The organism is Ruegeria sp. AK11 (assembly GCF_056541095.1).
Genome location: NZ_JBQFXU010000002.1, coordinates 1 through 16,457, shown reverse-complemented (window position 1 = coordinate 16,457; position 16,457 = coordinate 1). Strand labels below are relative to the sequence as shown.

Genomic DNA, 16,457 nt, shown 5'->3' with positions numbered 1-16,457 from the left:
AACCCGATGGCGCTGGCTTTGGGGGTGGATACGGGTGGAACCTATACCGATGCGGTACTGATCCGGGATGAAAAAGAGGTCATAGCCTCGGCCAAGTCCCTGACCACACGCGCGGATCTGGCAATTGGTGTGGGCAAGGCGATTTCTGCCGTTCTGGAGCAGGCGAAAGTTGCGCCGGATCAGATTTCAATGGCGTCTTTGTCCACAACATTGGCGACTAATGCCTTGGTCGAAGGGCAGGGCGGGCGCGTTGCGTTGATCTATATCGGATTCAAAGACAGCGACCTTGAAAAGCACGGTTTGAAGGACGCGTTAAAAGGGGACCCGTCCCTGGTTATGTCTGGTGGGCATTCTCATTCTGGCAGCGAAGCTGCGCCATTGGACGTTGCCGCGCTGGAGCAGTTTTTAGACACTCATAAAGGGATTTCTGGCTTTGCCATAGCCGCTCAGTTTGCCACCCGTAATCCCGCGCATGAACTGGAAGCCGCACGGATCGTTACGGAAAGAACCGGGGCTCCGGTAACATGTTCGCATCACTTGTCGGCAAAGCTGAATGGGCCGAAACGCGCCGTGACGGCCGTGTTGAATGCGCGGCTGATCGGGATGATCGATCGTTTGATCGGGCGTGCGCAGGACCAGCTGCGCGAGTTGGGGATAATGGCCCCGATGATGGTCGTGCGCGGTGATGGGGCGTTGATGAGTGCTGAACAGGCGCGTGAACGCCCCATTGAAACGATCCTGAGCGGACCAGCCGCGTCAATTGTAGGCGCGCGCTGGTTGACCGGCGCAGAGAATGCGTTGGTGTCGGATATTGGCGGCACGACAACTGACGTGGCGTTGATCCGTGACGGTAAGCCCGCGATAGACTCGGCCGGGGCACAGGTGGGCGGGTTCCGCACAATGGTCGAGGCAGTTGCGATGCGCACCCATGGCCTTGGAGGTGACAGTCAGGTGCATGTCGTGACCGAGGGGTTGCAGGGCGGTGTTTTTCTGGGGCCGCGCCGCGTTCTTCCGGTGTCCCTGATCGCCTCGGAAGCGCCCGAGATCGTCCATGCCGTTCTGGACGAGCAATTGCGGGCCACGACGGTGGGTGAGCACGATACGCGCTTTGCCCGTCGCGTGCCGGGAATACGTGACGACGGTATAGATGTGCGAGAAGAAGCCCTGTTGGAGCGGTTGGGAGATCAGGTTCTGCCGATCGGTTCCTTGCTTCGGTCCCGAATGGAGAGCGGCGCATTGACCCGGTTGGTGGACCGCGGGATCATTCAGATCTCGGGCGTGACGCCGTCGGATGCCAGCCATGTACTGGGGCGGGTGGATGCCTGGGATGCGGACGCCGCCCGTAAGGCACTTGAACTGGTCGCGCGCAAACGGGTCGGGTCCGGAGATATGTTGGCAAATTCCGCCGAAGCGCTGGCGCAGATGATCGTGATACAATTGACAGAACAGACCAGTTTGACCTTGTTAGAGGCTGCTTTTGATGAGGAACCAGACAGTTTCGGGCTTTCGCCACAGGAGCTGGCGCGGCATATCCTGACACAGCGCGGATTGGCGCAGCATCGCGGTTTGTTGTCGCTGACCGCAGCCCTGAACGTTGATGTTGTGGGACTTGGGGCATCTGCCCCCAGCTATTACCCGGCGGTTGGTGAACGGCTTCACTGCCGGATGATACTGCCGGAACATGCGGGCGTAGCCAATGCGATTGGCGCTGTCGTGGGGCGGTTGACCTTACGGCGAACGGGCACGGTGACAAGTCCTGCCGAAGGGCGGTATCGTGTACATCTCGAGGGCGGGCCCAAGGATTTTTCCGCATCAGAAGATGCGCTGGCTTTGCTGGAAAATGTTCTGAGGTCGGAAGCTGAAGGCGCGGTGCGCGAAGCCGGTGCAGAAGATATCCGGGTGATCGTGGATCGCGACATCAAAACCGCGCGGGTCGAGGCCAATGATGTGTTTGTCGAAGCAATGATCACGGTCGAGGCGAGCGGGCGACCGCGGGTTGCGGCGGGCTAGCCCCTCTGACTCGTTCAGAGGGGCCGGGCAGGTGGTGCATTATTCTGCGGCGCTGGCACGTTTGGGAAGAACCCAGTCCTGGCGCGGGAAGTGGCAGGTATATCCGTTCGGGATACGCTCAAGATAATCCTGATGCTCGGGTTCGGCCTCCCAGAAATCGCCGACGGGTTCGACTTCGGTTACGACTTTTCCCGGCCACAAGCCGCTGGCATTCACGTCTGCGATTGTATCCAGGGCGGTTGCTCTTTGGGCTTCATCGACGTGGTAAATCGCGGAACGATAGCTCATGCCTCGGTCGTTGCCTTGTCGATTCACCGTGGTCGGGTCGTGAATCTGGAAGAAAAATTCCAGCAGGTCGCGGTAACTGATTAGCGATGGGTCAAACCAGATTTCGATCCCTTCGGCGTGGGTGCCGTGGTTGCGATAGGTGGCGTTGGGCACATCGCCTCCGGTGTAGCCCACCCGGGTACGCAAGACGCCTGGCAGCTTGCGGATCAGGTCCTGCATACCCCAAAAGCAGCCTCCGGCCAGTACAGCACGTTGTTCAGTCATTGGATTTCCTCCACGTGGATCAGGAATTCGGCGTAACCTTCAGCCTCCATCTCATCCCGATGGATGAACCTGAGCGAGGCCGAGTTGATGCAATATCGCAGACCGCCATGTTCTCGCGGGCCGTCGGGGAAGACATGCCCCAGATGGCTGTCGCCGTGTTTCGAGCGAACCTCGGTCCGAATCATACCATGTGTCGTGTCGCGAAACTCTTCCACATGCTCATGGATGATCGGCTTGGTAAAGCTGGGCCAGCCACATCCAGATTCGTATTTGTGGGTCGAAGCAAACAGCGGTTCGCCTGACACGATGTCCACGTAGATACCCGGTTCCTTGTTCCCCAAATACTTGCCTGTCCCCGGCCGTTCGGTGCCGTTGCGTTGGGTGACGTGAAATTCTTCGGGCGAAAGCGCCGCAATAACCGTGGGGTCTTTGGTGTAGCGTGTCATGGATCCTCCGGCTGATTTGACGTTTGTGCCATTATCTGGGGGCTGCCGTACAGAAAGCAAAGCGATATTTCAAAGAGCTCTCACAGTCGTGCGGTCGGTCAGACGCATACACTTAGGTCCTTGTGTTAGGCCGAAGTCGTTTTGCTGGCAGGTTGGCGTGAAAGCTGTACGGCAAGAATACCCAATGTCGTGATTGTAACGCCAATTGCGTCCATCGCGCCCAGTTTCTCGCCCAACAATATGGCCGCAATCGTGACACCGAATACCGGATTCAAAAAGTGGAACGTGGCTGCGCGGATCGCGCCGATGCGATCCAGAAGAAGGAACCAGATCAGCGTGGCCAGCAGCCCAGGAAACAGGGTTGTGTAGGTGAACGCCAAGGCCAATGGCAGCGTCGGGTGGATGTAGATGGCCTCAAAGATCGGAGCAGCCACGAACAACATGGCTGAACCTACAAGCATCTGTAGACCGACGACCATCATGAAATTACCGCCCGAAGTCGCACCGCGGACCGCGAGGGTGGCAAAGGTCAGCGCCAAAGCTCCGATGCCGCACAACGCGATGCCGAACATGTCGACACCAGAACTGATCCGGCTGCTCATGATCAGGGCGACGCCGGTGAATCCGGCAAACAATCCCAAAATCCCGAGAGGGCGCAGTTTCTCGCCGAAAATCAGCCACCCTGCCAGCGCCACCAACAAGGGCATTGTGGACGCGATAATCGCCGCAACCGAAGCCTCGACCGTTTGCATAGCGTAGAAATTCAGACCCAAATACAGGGCATTTTGGCAGATACCGAACAGAATTGTCGCCCGCCATTGGTTCCGGGTCAGGTGCCAGCTTTGCCCCATCGCCCGGGCAATCAGAACCCCCAGACCCCCTGAGATCAAAAACCGCAGAGCCAGCGAAAACAAGGGAGAGGCGTCTGCCACGATGATCCGCGCCGAGGTAAAGGCAGACGACCAGATCAGGGCAAAAGTAAGCCCCATGGCTATGGCGCGCAGATCCATGGAGACCCCCTGTCACTTTGCGCGGACTGTCCCCGATTTTCCGATGGGTCGCAAGCGCTGCGCGTCAAAAAAGACACATCCGTGATGCAACGAAAGTCACGAGGATGTTTTTATTGATTGACTGAACAATTAAAGTTATCGGCTCCGGGATCTGACATATCAAGGGAGGGTTGTCGGTGCTTCTGGAGTACATTCTATCTTTTGGCGTTCTGCTGGCGTTGGGCCTGGTCGCGTTCTTCGTCGTGAAGTGGTGGAACCTGCGCTGCGTTGGCGTTACACCTGTCCACCTTTTCACGTTCATCGCGATTCTGTTTACGTCCGGTCTGGATGTTGGCCTGATCATGTTCCCGCTGACAGAATTTGGTGGCTATGCCGAAGATCCGGCCTATGCCTTTGCTAATCCACTGGCGATCGAGTTCGGTTTCTGGGGATTTCTGATCTGGGCGTTTTACTTCCTGACAGCCTTCTATTTCTGCGTGATCGAACCCCGCGTGAACTTCTTTGAGATTCCGCTGGTCAAGCTGATCAACAACATCGTCATCATCGGCACCTGCGCCTTTACCGCCAGCCTGTTCCTGATCTACCTGCCTGGCTACCTGCCAGAGGTCGGGGATGGAGAATCTGTCGTTACCACCTTCTACGTCATCGTGTTTGTGGTCATTCTGGCGGCGGCATACTCGTCGACCGATTTGAAATATGTGCGCATCCTGTCGGTCGGTTCGACCTTTCTGTTCCTTGCACTGATTCTGGGTATGTGGGCGGCCGCTGGCATGGGAATGACCGGGTTTATCGAAACCGGCAGTAACATTGGTGCCTATTTCACCAATGTGCACAAATTTGTCCTGCCGCTGACCGATTATCATGCCTTCTACTTGTTCTGGTGGTTTGCGTGGTCAATCATGATTGGCCAGTTTACTTCGCGCTTTGTGGGCGGTTTGAAAACCTGGCAGCTGCTGGCGGCGTTGTTGATCTTCCCGTCGATCCCGCTGGGGATCTGGTTCACCGTTCTCTACTACTATCACCTGAACGGCATCAGCACCGCAGGCATCACCAATATCGCGATGGTAATCGTGGGCGTGACCTTTGTGATCAACTCGCTGGACTCGCTGATTAGGCTCTATACAGACAACCTGAACATGACCGCCGAGCGGTTTGGCAAGGCGACCTATGTCGCTGGCAACGTCGCGCTGCTGTTTGTGCTAACGCTGCTGTTCCAGAGTCAGTGGTTGCAAATCCAGTGGATCGGAGCCGTCGTAGTCGGTCTTTACCTGGCTTGCGTGGTCTATATCCTGGTCACCAAGCGCAAAGAGGTGATGAGTATCGATGCCATGCCGGAAGATCGCGATCTGGACTTCCACAAGGTTGAGACGATTCACTGATTGTTTCGAACCTACCAAACCAAAAGCGGGCCTCGACATTGGGGCCCGCAGCCGTTTTTGGGCACTGCCCGATCCGGCCCTCATTCCTTGTCGTTCACTTCAGTTCGTGTCGAGACGATATTTGAGGAAACTGTGGCCAGCGTAGTCTACTTGCCCAACAAAATAAGCGCCGAGTTTGGTCATTGCGCGCAGTTTCGTGCGTGAAGGCGGCAGCAAGAATGTCACGAACGGAATACGATTGTCCTGCTTTGCGAATGCGATGGCCTGACGTGCTATCTTTGCACCCAGTCCAAATGCACCGGGCTTCAAGACCAACCCGAAATCCCAATCTTCACCTTCTTTTTGAAATCCGCCCCATCCCACATAATGTCCGCGGTGCAGAATTGCCCAATGACCTAGGCCGTCCCGCGCCCAACACGACTCTTTCGCGTGAATGAAACCGGCGACTGTTTCCTCATCCCAATCCTGCGTCAGGAGAGGCATGTGTTCGGCAAGAATTGGATTTCTCATATGCGCCAGTATCTCAGGTGCTGAGACGAGGGGCAGTCGCGTGAAGGTTATATCCTGTTCCATAGAACTGGGATTTAGCGGGCCAAGCAGGAAATCAAAGGGTTGTCCGTAAAAAACGTGCCAAGGACAACCGGTGTTGGATTGTAGCCCATATTTACAGTCTGAATAAGAACTCTGATGCCTTAGGACACATGTGCGCAGGCTTTAAAATGTGAAGCTCAGGCACAAAAAAGGGGCCGCGTAACCGCCACCCCTTTTCATGGTTCCAAGCGCTTGAGATCAGCCGTTCACGCTGTCTTTCAGTGCTTTCGCGATGGTCATTTTCACAACCTTGTCGGCTTCTTTGGTGAAGGTTTCACCGGTTGCCGGGTTGCGGACCTGACGCTCGGGGCGCTCGCGGCAGTAGATTTTGCCGACGCCAGGCAGGGTCACTGCACCACCTGCGGAAACTTCGCGTGTGATCAGGCCGGTTATGGCCTCAAGCGCAGAGTTCGCGGATTTCTTATCGGTTCCCATTTCCTCAGCGAGAGCAGCAACCAGCTGAGTCTTTGTCATAGGTTTTGCCATTTCTTGGTCTCCTTAACGTGCCCGATCTATAGGGCCTCACCGCGTAACTGTAACGGGATATTGTGGCCAAACACAACGAATAGTAGCGCAGAAACCCCTAAAAATATGGGGAAAACGTTGCTTTTTTGCGTCAGAGGAAGGCAGTTTCGTCGAAGGAACGCAATTTCCGGCTGTGCAGACGCTCCAACGGCATGCCGCGCAGGTGCTCCATAGCGCGTATCCCGATCATCAAATGACGCCCGACCTGAGTGGTATAAAAGGTAGACGCCATGCCCGGTAGTTTCAGTTCGCCGTGCAGGGGCTTGTCCGACACGCACAGCAAAGTGCCGTAAGGAACGCGAAAGCGATAGCCGTTCGCGGCGATGGTGGCGCTTTCCATATCCAGCGCGATGGCCCGCGACTGGCTGAGGCGCTGAACCGGTCCGGATTGATCGCGCAGTTCCCAGTTGCGATTGTCGACCGATGCAACTGTTCCCGTCCGCATGATCCGCTTCAGTTCATACCCTTCCAGCTCGGTCACTTCGGCCACGGCGCGTTCCAGCGCGACCTGAACCTCGGCCAGGGGCGGGATGGGCACCCAGACCGGCAGGTCATCATCCAGAACCTTGTCATCACGTAGATATGCATGGGCCAGAACGAAATCACCCAATGCCTGCGTGTTGCGCAATCCGGCGCAATGGCCAACCATCAACCACGCGTGGGGGCGCAGAACCGCGATATGGTCGGTCGCAGTTTTCGCATTCGAGGGGCCAACACCGATGTTCACCAAAGTAAGACCCGAACCATCTTCACGCTTCAGATGATAGGTTGGCATTTGCGGCAGTTTCAGCGGTTGCTCGATTTCTGCGTCCGGCTCCGTGATCTCAACATTCCCGGTCGAGACAAAGCTGGTATACCCGCTGCTGGGATCAGCCAACTGCTCACGGGCGTAGTTCTCGAATTCCGAAACATAGAACTGATAGTTCGTGAACAGAACGTGGTTCTGAAAATGCCGGGCATCTGTCGCTGTGTAATGTGCCAGTCGCGCAAGTGAATAATCGACGCGCTGGGCAGTAAACAATGACAAGGGTCCGACGGCGTCTTCATGATCGTGCACGCCGTTAACGATGTCGTCATTCGTGGTGGTCAGATCCGGCACGTCAAACACATCGCGCAGGGTGAAAGCAGCCGCCCCCTGATGCGGCACAACCAGACCTGACGTATTCGCCACGGCAAAATGCACCGGAATAGGTGTGTCCGACGCTGCAATCGTCACCGGTTGGTCGTGATTCTTGATCAACAGGGCAATCTGCTGGGTCAGGTAGGACCGGAATAAATCCGGGCGCGTTACGGTTGTAGCGTGAACACCGGGTTCCGCCACATGCCCAAAACTCAGGCGGCTGTCGACTTGAGCATAGGTCGACGTCTTTATGCGAATCTCGGGGTAATAGGCCCTGTATCTGGCGGTTGGTGCTCCATTTTGCAGTACCTTCGAGAAGCTGTCGCAAAGAAATTCTGTTGCTTGAGTGTAAAGCTCCTCCAGTCGCGCAACTGCGGCTGCGGGATCGGTGAACTGTTCTGGCGAAAGGGCTTCAGGTGTCAGGAGTGTCGTCATGCCAAGGGTTCCAGAAGATCAATTTTTTTGAATGTGCGCACGTCAACCAGCCCGAGATCAGAGATCCTGAGTTCCGGTATGACGACCAACGCCAGCAGCGAATGTTGCATATATGCGTTGTTCAGATTGCAGCCACATTCCTGCATGGCCTGAACCATCCTGTCCGCCTTGGCCGCCACTTCAGCGGCCGGGCTGTCGGACATCAGACCGGCAATGGGAAGTTCGACCATCGCCAGTTCCTGGCCGTCCCGGAAGATCGTGATGCCGCCACCCACCTCGGCCAGTCGATTCGCGGCCAGCGCCATCTGTTCACGGTCCGTGCCGACGACGATCATGTGGTGACTGTCATGTGCCACGGTCGAGGCCATGGCCATTTTTCCCTGATATCCAAACCCCGAGACAAAGGCATTGGTGACGCCCCCTGTCGCCCGGTGTCGTTCGACCAGTGAGATCTGACATACGTCACCCTCACCTTCAACAAGCCCGCCGATAATCGGCAATTCGGCTTTCAGCGCTTTAGTGGGGGCCTGGTTTTCTACCACGCCAATGACGTTGGCCCTTACCTTGTTTGCGCCCTTCGGCGCCGTGATCTCAAAATCGGTCGAGGTCAGCGCATGCTTCAGATGAACCGTGCGACGTGCTTTGTCGGGCCAGTTTAGATGGGGGCAATCAACCTTGATCACCCCGTTTTCCGCGACAACCTGCCCGCGCGCTATGACCAGTTCGACCGGCAATTCGGTCAGGTCAGAGCTGAGGATGATATCCGCCCGTCGTCCCGGCGTGACCGATCCGATCTCGCGTTCCAGACCGAAATGCGTGGCGGTGTTGATTGTGGCCATCTGCAGGGCCACAAGCGGGTCACAGCCACAGGCAACGGCGTGGCGCACGACGCGATTCATATGCCCTTCATTGACCAGCGTTGCAGAGTGGCAGTCATCCGTGCACAGGATGAAATTGCGCGCATCCAGACCTTTTTCGGTTACTGCGGTAATCTGGCTTTCAACGTCATACCAGGCCGAGCCCAACCGCATCATCGAACGCATTCCCTGTCTGACCCGTGCGATGGCATCCGCTTCGCAGGTGCCTTCGTGGTCATCGGCAGGTCCGCCAGCCACGTAAGCCGCAAAATCAGGCCCTAAATCAGGGGATGCGTAATGTCCGCCGACGACCTTGCCTGCCCGCTGCGTGGCCGCAATCTCGGCCAGCATTTTGGGATCTCCGTGAATCACGCCGGGGAAGTTCATCATTTCCCCCAAGCCGATGATCCCGGGCCAATTCATCGCCTCGGCCACGTCTTCGGGGGTGATTTCATAGCCTGTCGTCTCTAACCCCGGTGCAGAGGGCGCGCAGGACGGCATCTGAGTGAAGATGTTGACCGGCTGCATCATTGCTTCGTCATGCATCATGCGCACACCGTCCAGCCCCAACACATTGGCGATCTCGTGCGGGTCGGTGAACATACTGGTTGTGCCATGGGGGATAACTGCGCGGGCAAACTCGGCAGGGGTCAGCATCCCCGATTCGATGTGCATATGCGCGTCGCATAAGCCGGGCAGGATAAAGCGGCCTTGCGCGTCGATAACCTGTGTCTCTGGTCCGGTACAATGCGAGGCGTCGGGACCGACAAATGCAATACGGCCTGCAGCGATTGCAACTGAATGGTTCGGCAGCAGTTCGCGGCTGTGCACATTTACCCAAGTCCCACCCTTTATTACCATATCTGCTGCCTCACGTCCGGCAGCAACTGCGATCAATCGGGGGGCGACATCGGGCCAAGTTGGGAAGGGTGTGTTTTCCATGGCTCAACTTTCACGAATGCGCGCGTGGGCGCAACCCCGGTTCTTTACTACTGCCGACGGATCACAATTCTGCAAATCTGCCCGACTCAGTCATCGAAAGCTGACATAGGTGCCGACAGCGCGCAGGAACCCGTCCGGGTTTACGTTTCGGACCCGAATTCTCGTCGTATCCAGTTCGCAAAGGTAACCGCTCCGGGCGTGTCCTCGGCCTGAGGGGAGAGCAGCAGATAATACGCCTCGGGCATCGGGGCGCGATGCTCAAATGGTGCGACTAGTCGTCCCTGATCGATCAAATGACCTGCGATGGTGTCATGGGCCAGGCACAGGCCACCTCCGGCCATCGCAGCTGACAAACAAACCAGATAGGTTGTCGCGTAGGTAATAGGCGGATTCTGCCAATTCAGAGCCTGATCTTCAGCCCACGTCGCCCAGTTGGTCAACAGGTTGGAACAGTCGAACAGAGGTTTTTCCTGAAGGTCTTGCAGGCACACCTGATATCCCGGCGCGCAGACGGGATAGTAATATTCAGAGCGCAGCACCTCTGTCCGGGTTGTATCTGAGGGTCGAAGGGAAAACCGGATCTCGACTGCTGCGCCTTCAGCCATCTCGCGCGGTTCCCACAACTCGGTGAAGATGTTCAGCTGAACATCCGGGTGTTCAGCCTGAAATAATGGCAGACGCGGGGCCAGCCAGTTCACGGCGAAACTGATGTTGCACTGCACCTGGACCGCATTCTGTTGCGCGCCAGTTACCGCCTGAGTGCCCCGTATCAGTGTCCGAAACGCCTCGCGCACCACCGGCAAATAGGTGATTCCGGCCTCTGTCAGCTCAAGCGCCTTCGGGCGTCGCAGGAACAGTGGCTGACCCAGATGGCCTTCCAGCGATTTGATCTGCTGACTGACCGCACTTTGCGTCATGTTCAGATCCCGCGCCGCACCGGTGAATGACAGATGGCGGGCTGCGGCTTCGAATGTGCGCAGCCAGCCAAGCGGGGGAAGCCTGTTTTGCATCGACATAACTCCGGCATAAGTTTAGCTAATGGAATAGTTGCGTTTTTTTCGTTGGTCAAATTGCCGGACCAAATGCAGGCTTTGGTCATTCGCAGATACCAAAGGACGCGTCACATGAGTCTCACCAACCTTCGTCCCAACATCGATCATTGGTCAGAACGTGTGGACATGGCCGCAACCTTTCGCTGGACGGCCCGGCTGAACATGCACGAAGCCGTTGCCAACCACTTCAGTCTTGCTGTGAACGCAGACGGGACGCAGTTCCTGATGAACCCCAATCAGGCGCATTTCTCGCGTATTCGCGCGTCTGATCTGTTGCTGTTGAACGCCAACGATCCGGATGTGATGTCCCAGCCCGGCGCACCTGATCCCACGGCCTGGGGCCTGCACGGCTCGATCCATCGCCACTGCCCGCACGCGCGTTGCGTCATGCATGTGCATTCGATTTTCGCAACTGTTCTGGCGTCACTGGCCGACAGTACACTTCCGCCAATCGACCAGAACACCGCGACCTTCTACAACCGCTACGTTGTTGACGAAGAATTTGGCGGATTGGCTTTTGAAAGCGAAGGCGAGCGGTGCGCCGGGATGTTGGCTGATCCGAAGAAGAAAGTCATGATCATGGGCAACCACGGGGTTCTGATCACTGGCAGCGACCCTGCAGATACCTTTAACAGGCTCTATTATTTCGAGCGCGCTGCCGAAACTTACATCCGGGCGCTGCAAACAGGCCTGCCCCTGCGGGTGCTGTCGGATGAAATTGCCGAGAAAACAGCACAGGAACTGGACGACTACCCCGGTCAAGCCGAAGCGCATCTGCGAGAGATCAAAGCAATACTCGATGCAGAAGGCTCGGATTACGCAACCTGAATGCAAGACAGAGTGACCGACATGCGAGATTCCACGCAGGACCCCGAAGCTGCCCGCTGGCATTACCACCCCGACGGGCCAGTGGGTCTCAACCCGCTGTTCAGTTGGCCACCACGTCCGGCGGCCGTGCTGAAATGGTACAGCGGAGCGTGGTTGCAAATCACCGCCCTGACACTGTGCATGACCTTGGCCGTCATCGCCTATGCGTTCTTTTTCCCTGCGTTAGAGACGATGAAAAGCTTTGCGCCCGGATGGATGTTTCGGATCTGGTTGCTGAATATGGTGCCGCAAACTCTGGTAGCAGGAAGCCTGCACTGGTGGCTGTACATGCGCAAAGGGCAGGGGATGTACAAAAAGTTTGATCGCAGGGACCTGACACGGGACAACGGAACATTCACATTCCGCAATCAGGTCTGGGATAACATCTGGTGGACGCTGGGCAGCGCCATGACGGTGGCGACCATTTACCAGTGGGTCATCTTCTGGGCGATGGCAAATGGCTGGGTTCCGACGATTACCTGGGCCAGCGCGCCGGTCTGGTTCGTGGTTTGGATGTTGTTTATTCCCATGTGGTCCGGTCTGCATTTTTACTGGGTGCACCGGCTGGAACATCATCCCAGGCTTTATAAACTTGTGCACGCGGTCCATCACCGCAATGTCAATACCGGGCCATGGTCAGGGATTTCGAATCACTGGTATGAAAACATGCTGTATTTCACGACGTATTTCATCCACCTGATCGTGCCTTCCCATCCGCTGCATGTGTTGTTTCACAGCTCGTTCCAGCAGGTCAGCCCGATACTGTCCCATTCTGGGTTCGAGAAGCTAAAGGCCGGTGAGACCGAAGCCGCGCGGGCGGGCGACTTTTTTCATCAGCTCCACCACAGGTATTTCGAGTGCAACTACGGCACATCCGAAATTCCGTTCGACAAGTGGTTTGGCACCTATCACGATGGCTCAGCCGAGGCGACGACACGCACGAGGGCCTACAAAAAGCAGATGTACACTTGACGCGGCTGGTTCTGTCCGGGGACTAAACCCGCTCGAACAATGCAATGAAGGCCGTGTCATCCTTATTGGGTCCTGCGGCAAGATCGCCATAGATGCGAACCTCGGGCAGGGTCAGGTTGCGGATCTGGTCCTGTTCCAGTTCGTGCAGCTTGCCCTTGAAGCCCATCTTTTCGAAATGGCGGGCGTTTATTGACAGGGCGAACGTAGCGCCTGATCGTGCGACGCGAAGCAGCGCAGGCAACACTTCGGGACCCAGGTGGCCATGTGTGAACGTGCCAGATGACACGATGCCGGAATAGCTGTCTGGCGGAACCGGGATGCCATGGGTCAGGTCAGCCTCGATCGCGTCCCGGTAGATATCCTTGCGCATAGCCTGTTCCAGCATCTCTGAACTGATATCCGTGGCATCAATCGGGCCAACACCAAGCCCAGACAACACCGCGCCGCACAGGCCCGTTCCCGCTCCGACATCCAGAACCGGCCCCTGACCGCCCGCGCCCACAAACGCCCGCGCGGTATGGGTATGAAGCTGATAATCCTCACGCGCGGCAAAGCTGTCGTCATAGTCCCCGGCCCATTCCGCATAAAGGCGTTTGTTATCGTCCGGAGAGCTCAGCGCGTAGGCAGAATGCAGGTCTGGTTTCTTTTTGCTCATATCCACAGAAAGGCGCATCAGAAGATTCGATTCAAGTGCGTCCATGCGGCGCTTGCATCCCGATGCGCTGAAGCCCATCAACGGTGCATGACCAAGACACTCTTCTCATTTGGCCACGGCTATTCTGCGCAGGCCCTTTCCCGAATTCTTGCCCCGAAAGGCTGGCAGATTTTTGGCACCACACGAGATGGCGAAGGCACAGATGCGATACGTGCCTCTGGCGCGGACCCGCTGATCTGGCCCGGTGAGGTTCCAAACCTGGATCGGGTGACGCATTTGCTGATCTCAACGGCACCGGGCGAGGCGGGCGATCCGGTACTGGCAGCGCTGGGCGACGAGATCCGAAAACGAGCAAGTCAGTTCACTTGGGTGGGTTATTTATCGACAACGGCTGTTTATGGCGATCACCAGGGCGCCTGGGTTGACGAAGACACCCCGCCAACACCGACCGCCAAGCGTGGAAAGTGGCGCATGCTGGCTGAAGAGCAATGGGCGGCTGTGCCGGGCCTGCCTGTTCACATCTTCCGTCTGGCAGGGATTTACGGCCCGGGCCGTGGGCCGTTCTCTAAGCTCACACGCGGTGGGCTGCGGCGTATCATCAAGCCGGGGCAAGTGTTTTCGCGTATCCACGTGGATGACATTGCGCAGGTTCTGCAAGCCTCGATGACAAGGCCGAATCCGGGCAGTGTTTACAATGTCTGCGACGATGAGCCTGTCCCGCCACAGGATGTCATCGGGTATGCCGCCGAGTTGCAGGGGCTTCCTCTGCCCCCGGCGGTTTCATTTGACGAGGCCGATCTGACACCGATGGCGCGCAGTTTTTATAACGAGAACAAACGCGTCCGAAACGACCGGATCAAGGATGAGTTGGGTGTCGAATTGATCTACCCGAACTACCGGGTGGGGTTGGAGGCGCTGATGAAGGACCGGTAGGTTCTTTACTGCGCGGCTGCCTTAATCATGTCCGAGGCTTTTTCCGCGATCATTATTGTTGGCGCGTTTGTGTTTCCCGACACCAGCGTTGGCATCACCGACGCATCAACTACACGCAGCCCCTCAATCCCCCGCACCCGAAGTTCGGGATCCACAACCGCCAGATCGTCGGTACCCATCTTGCAGGTGCCGACCGGGTGATAGATCGTATCGGCGCGGGCGCGGATATGCCCCTCCCAATCGGCGTCAGATTTGGCCGTATCGGTTCCGAACATCTCTTTATGCCGATATTTGGCCAAAGCTGGCGCTTGCAGGATGTCTCGCGTCATTCGCGCGCCTTTGATCATGGTGTCCAGATCGCGTGCATCTGCAAGAAATCCCGGGTCGATGACAGGCATTGCCATTGGGTCGGCGCTGCTCAGGCCAACGGTTCCCCGGCTTTCCGGGCGAAGCTTGCAGATATGACAGCTGTACCCGTAACCGTAATGCAGTTTGCGGGCGTGATCATCGACCATTGCGATGGTGAAATGCAGCTGGATATCCGGGCGCTCCAGCTCGGGTGAGGTTTTCAGAAACGCCGCGCCTTCGGCAAACGGAGTGGCCGCCATTGACACACCGGTCTTGCGCCACTGATGGATGTGCTTCAGCAGTCGCACTGCCGCTGTTGCGCCGATCCCAAAGTTGTTCGTGTCTTTGGTCCGGTAGGTCAGAGTAAAGTCGAGGTGGTCCTGCAGGTTCCGCCCTACACCCGGTAGTTCGTTGAGAACAGCGATCCCGTGCGGTTCTAGATCAGCGCTTGCTCCAATCCCAGAGATTTGCAGCAGCTGCGGTGTTTTTAATGCTCCCGCGCACAGCAGAACTTCGCGAGTGGCGGTAACGGTGGTGTCTGCCTCTTTGCCTTTGACCCTGAAAACAACGCCAGTTGCGCGCTTACCCTGAAATACCAGCCCTTTCGCATGGGCATGTGTAATGATCGTCAGGTTCGGACGGTTGGCAATCGGGAACAGGTAACCCGCAGCCGCCGAGCACCGCTCTCCATTCTTTGTCGGGTCATGAAACTGCGTTACCTGATACAGCCCGACACCTTCGTTATCGCCTCGGTTGAAATCATCAGTATGACGGTGTTGGAGTTGCCGCGCGGCTTCAATGAACGCGCGGGTGATCGGGCGAGGTTCCTTTTGCTGTGACACCTGTAACGGGCCCTTGTCACCATGCCAGCTGTCTGCGCCAAGCTCATTGTTCTCGGACCGTTTGAAATACGGCAATACGCTGTCCCAATCCCAACCGTCGCAGCCCTGATCGGCCCACCCATCGTAATCCTGCCGCTGACCCCGGACATAAAGCATCGCGTTGATCGCGCTCGAACCACCCAGTGCTTTGCCGCGGGGTTGATACCCCCGGCGTCCGTTCAACCCGCGTTGCGGTATGGTTTCAAAAGCCCAGTTGTTTATTTTGGGTCGTCCCGGAAGGGCTGCCACGACAGCTGCCGGCACCCTGACAGTCAGGCCGTTTCCGTTCCCACCTGCTTCGAGCAGGCAAACGCGTGAAGCCGGGTTCTCGGTGAGGCGGTTTGCAAGAACGGATCCTGCCGAACCGCCGCCCACGATGATATAGTCGAACTCCATGCTGGCTTCCCTACTATCAGAACCATTATTGTGCCGGTCCGCTGTTCGCCATCCGAGCCAGGCTCACCTGAGACTGCGTCAATTGAGTAAAAAAACAATTGTGACCTGAAGTCAGTTTCCAAGTGTTCTTCGACATTCAGCGAAACGGTACGCCCGCGTCGATCGAGTGACTCAAGACGGATATCGATGTCGTCGTTTGCTGACGGGGTCGACGATTCCAGCCAAAGTGCAGATTTCACCCTCTTCTTCTGATGAGCCTGCACCTGAAATGGCCGATGGGAATCGCGAAATATCTGTTTAAACTATTGATTTACAACATTTAAATGAGAGAGTAGTGAGAAATGTGAAGTTTTTTCAAAATGGGGGTTGCAGGTCGGAAGCCTAATCCGTAAATACCCCTTCACCGGCGCAACTGAGGTTGGCCTGACGGACTGGAAAGACGGTTGAGACGCACCGGAGAGACGGTGGGCATCTGAGGTTGAGGTT

15 protein-coding genes are annotated in these 16,457 nt (G+C 56.9%); 5 read left to right on the top strand and 10 right to left on the bottom strand.

Going from position 1 to position 16,457, the window contains the following annotated elements:
- Positions 1-6 precede the first annotated feature (6 nt).
- The gene (locus ACR0D9_RS07600) at positions 7-2,010 is read left to right on the top strand and encodes a hydantoinase/oxoprolinase family protein (RefSeq protein WP_480538266.1); all 2,004 of its coding nucleotides are present in this window, start codon (positions 7-9) and stop codon (positions 2,008-2,010) included.
- Positions 2,011-2,049: 39 nt separating this feature from the next.
- On the opposite strand, the gene msrA is transcribed toward ACR0D9_RS07600, so the two are convergent.
- The 3 genes from msrA to ACR0D9_RS07585 form a co-directional block, all read right to left on the bottom strand.
- Positions 2,050-2,562, bottom strand: a complete 513-nt coding sequence (gene msrA / locus ACR0D9_RS07595; protein WP_209598908.1) for a peptide-methionine (S)-S-oxide reductase MsrA — start codon at positions 2,560-2,562, stop codon at positions 2,050-2,052.
- Positions 2,559-3,008, bottom strand: coding sequence for a peptide-methionine (R)-S-oxide reductase MsrB (msrB, locus tag ACR0D9_RS07590; protein WP_267363147.1), 450 nt, complete (start codon positions 3,006-3,008; stop codon positions 2,559-2,561). Before msrB ends, msrA begins: the two co-directional genes overlap by 4 nt.
- 125 nt (positions 3,009-3,133) lie before the next feature.
- Entirely contained in the window at positions 3,134-4,018 is an 885-nt protein-coding gene (locus ACR0D9_RS07585) for a DMT family transporter (protein WP_480538264.1), read from the bottom strand.
- A gap of 182 nt (positions 4,019-4,200) precedes the next feature.
- On the opposite strand from ACR0D9_RS07585, the gene ACR0D9_RS07580 reads away from it, so the two are divergent.
- On the top strand, positions 4,201-5,397 hold the full coding sequence (locus ACR0D9_RS07580) for a BCCT family transporter (RefSeq protein WP_480538561.1): 1,197 nt from the start codon (positions 4,201-4,203) through the stop codon (positions 5,395-5,397).
- A gap of 99 nt (positions 5,398-5,496) precedes the next feature.
- Here ACR0D9_RS07580 and ACR0D9_RS07575 read toward each other — a convergent pair whose 3' ends face one another.
- The 5 genes from ACR0D9_RS07575 to ACR0D9_RS07555 form a co-directional block, all read right to left on the bottom strand.
- Positions 5,497-5,970 (bottom strand): GNAT family N-acetyltransferase, encoded by a 474-nt coding sequence (locus tag ACR0D9_RS07575; protein WP_480538262.1) that lies wholly within the window; start codon positions 5,968-5,970, stop codon positions 5,497-5,499.
- Positions 5,971-6,186: 216 nt separating this feature from the next.
- A complete protein-coding gene (locus ACR0D9_RS07570) occupies positions 6,187-6,474 on the bottom strand; it encodes an HU family DNA-binding protein (RefSeq protein WP_117871130.1) in 288 nt (95 codons plus the stop codon).
- Positions 6,475-6,604: 130 nt separating this feature from the next.
- A complete protein-coding gene (locus ACR0D9_RS07565) occupies positions 6,605-8,068 on the bottom strand; it encodes an AMP nucleosidase (protein ID WP_480487090.1) in 1,464 nt (487 codons plus the stop codon).
- Positions 8,065-9,867, bottom strand: a complete 1,803-nt coding sequence (gene ade, locus ACR0D9_RS07560) for an adenine deaminase (protein WP_480538261.1) — start codon at positions 9,865-9,867, stop codon at positions 8,065-8,067. Before ade ends, ACR0D9_RS07565 begins: the two co-directional genes overlap by 4 nt.
- 140 nt (positions 9,868-10,007) lie before the next feature.
- Positions 10,008-10,877, bottom strand: coding sequence for a LysR family transcriptional regulator (locus tag ACR0D9_RS07555; RefSeq protein WP_480487094.1), 870 nt, complete (start codon positions 10,875-10,877; stop codon positions 10,008-10,010).
- Between the two features lie 114 nt (positions 10,878-10,991).
- On the opposite strand from ACR0D9_RS07555, the gene ACR0D9_RS07550 reads away from it, so the two are divergent.
- Positions 10,992-11,747: a class II aldolase and adducin N-terminal domain-containing protein gene (locus ACR0D9_RS07550; protein ID WP_480487096.1), complete on the top strand. Its 756-nt coding sequence runs from the start codon at positions 10,992-10,994 to the stop codon at positions 11,745-11,747.
- A gap of 21 nt (positions 11,748-11,768) precedes the next feature.
- Positions 11,769-12,758 (top strand): sterol desaturase family protein, encoded by a 990-nt coding sequence (locus ACR0D9_RS07545; RefSeq protein WP_480487098.1) that lies wholly within the window; start codon positions 11,769-11,771, stop codon positions 12,756-12,758.
- A gap of 22 nt (positions 12,759-12,780) precedes the next feature.
- Here ACR0D9_RS07545 and ACR0D9_RS07540 read toward each other — a convergent pair whose 3' ends face one another.
- On the bottom strand, positions 12,781-13,413 hold the full coding sequence (locus ACR0D9_RS07540) for a class I SAM-dependent DNA methyltransferase (protein ID WP_480487107.1): 633 nt from the start codon (positions 13,411-13,413) through the stop codon (positions 12,781-12,783).
- Between the two features lie 87 nt (positions 13,414-13,500).
- Here ACR0D9_RS07540 and ACR0D9_RS07535 point away from each other — a divergent pair, with 87 nt between their 5' ends.
- A complete protein-coding gene (locus ACR0D9_RS07535) occupies positions 13,501-14,346 on the top strand; it encodes an SDR family oxidoreductase (protein WP_480484604.1) in 846 nt (281 codons plus the stop codon).
- 5 nt (positions 14,347-14,351) lie between these two features.
- Here the strand turns inward: ACR0D9_RS07535 and ACR0D9_RS07530 are convergent, their stop codons facing one another.
- Positions 14,352-15,971, bottom strand: coding sequence for a GMC family oxidoreductase (locus tag ACR0D9_RS07530; protein WP_480506945.1), 1,620 nt, complete (start codon positions 15,969-15,971; stop codon positions 14,352-14,354).
- Between the last annotated feature and the right edge of the window lie 486 nt (positions 15,972-16,457).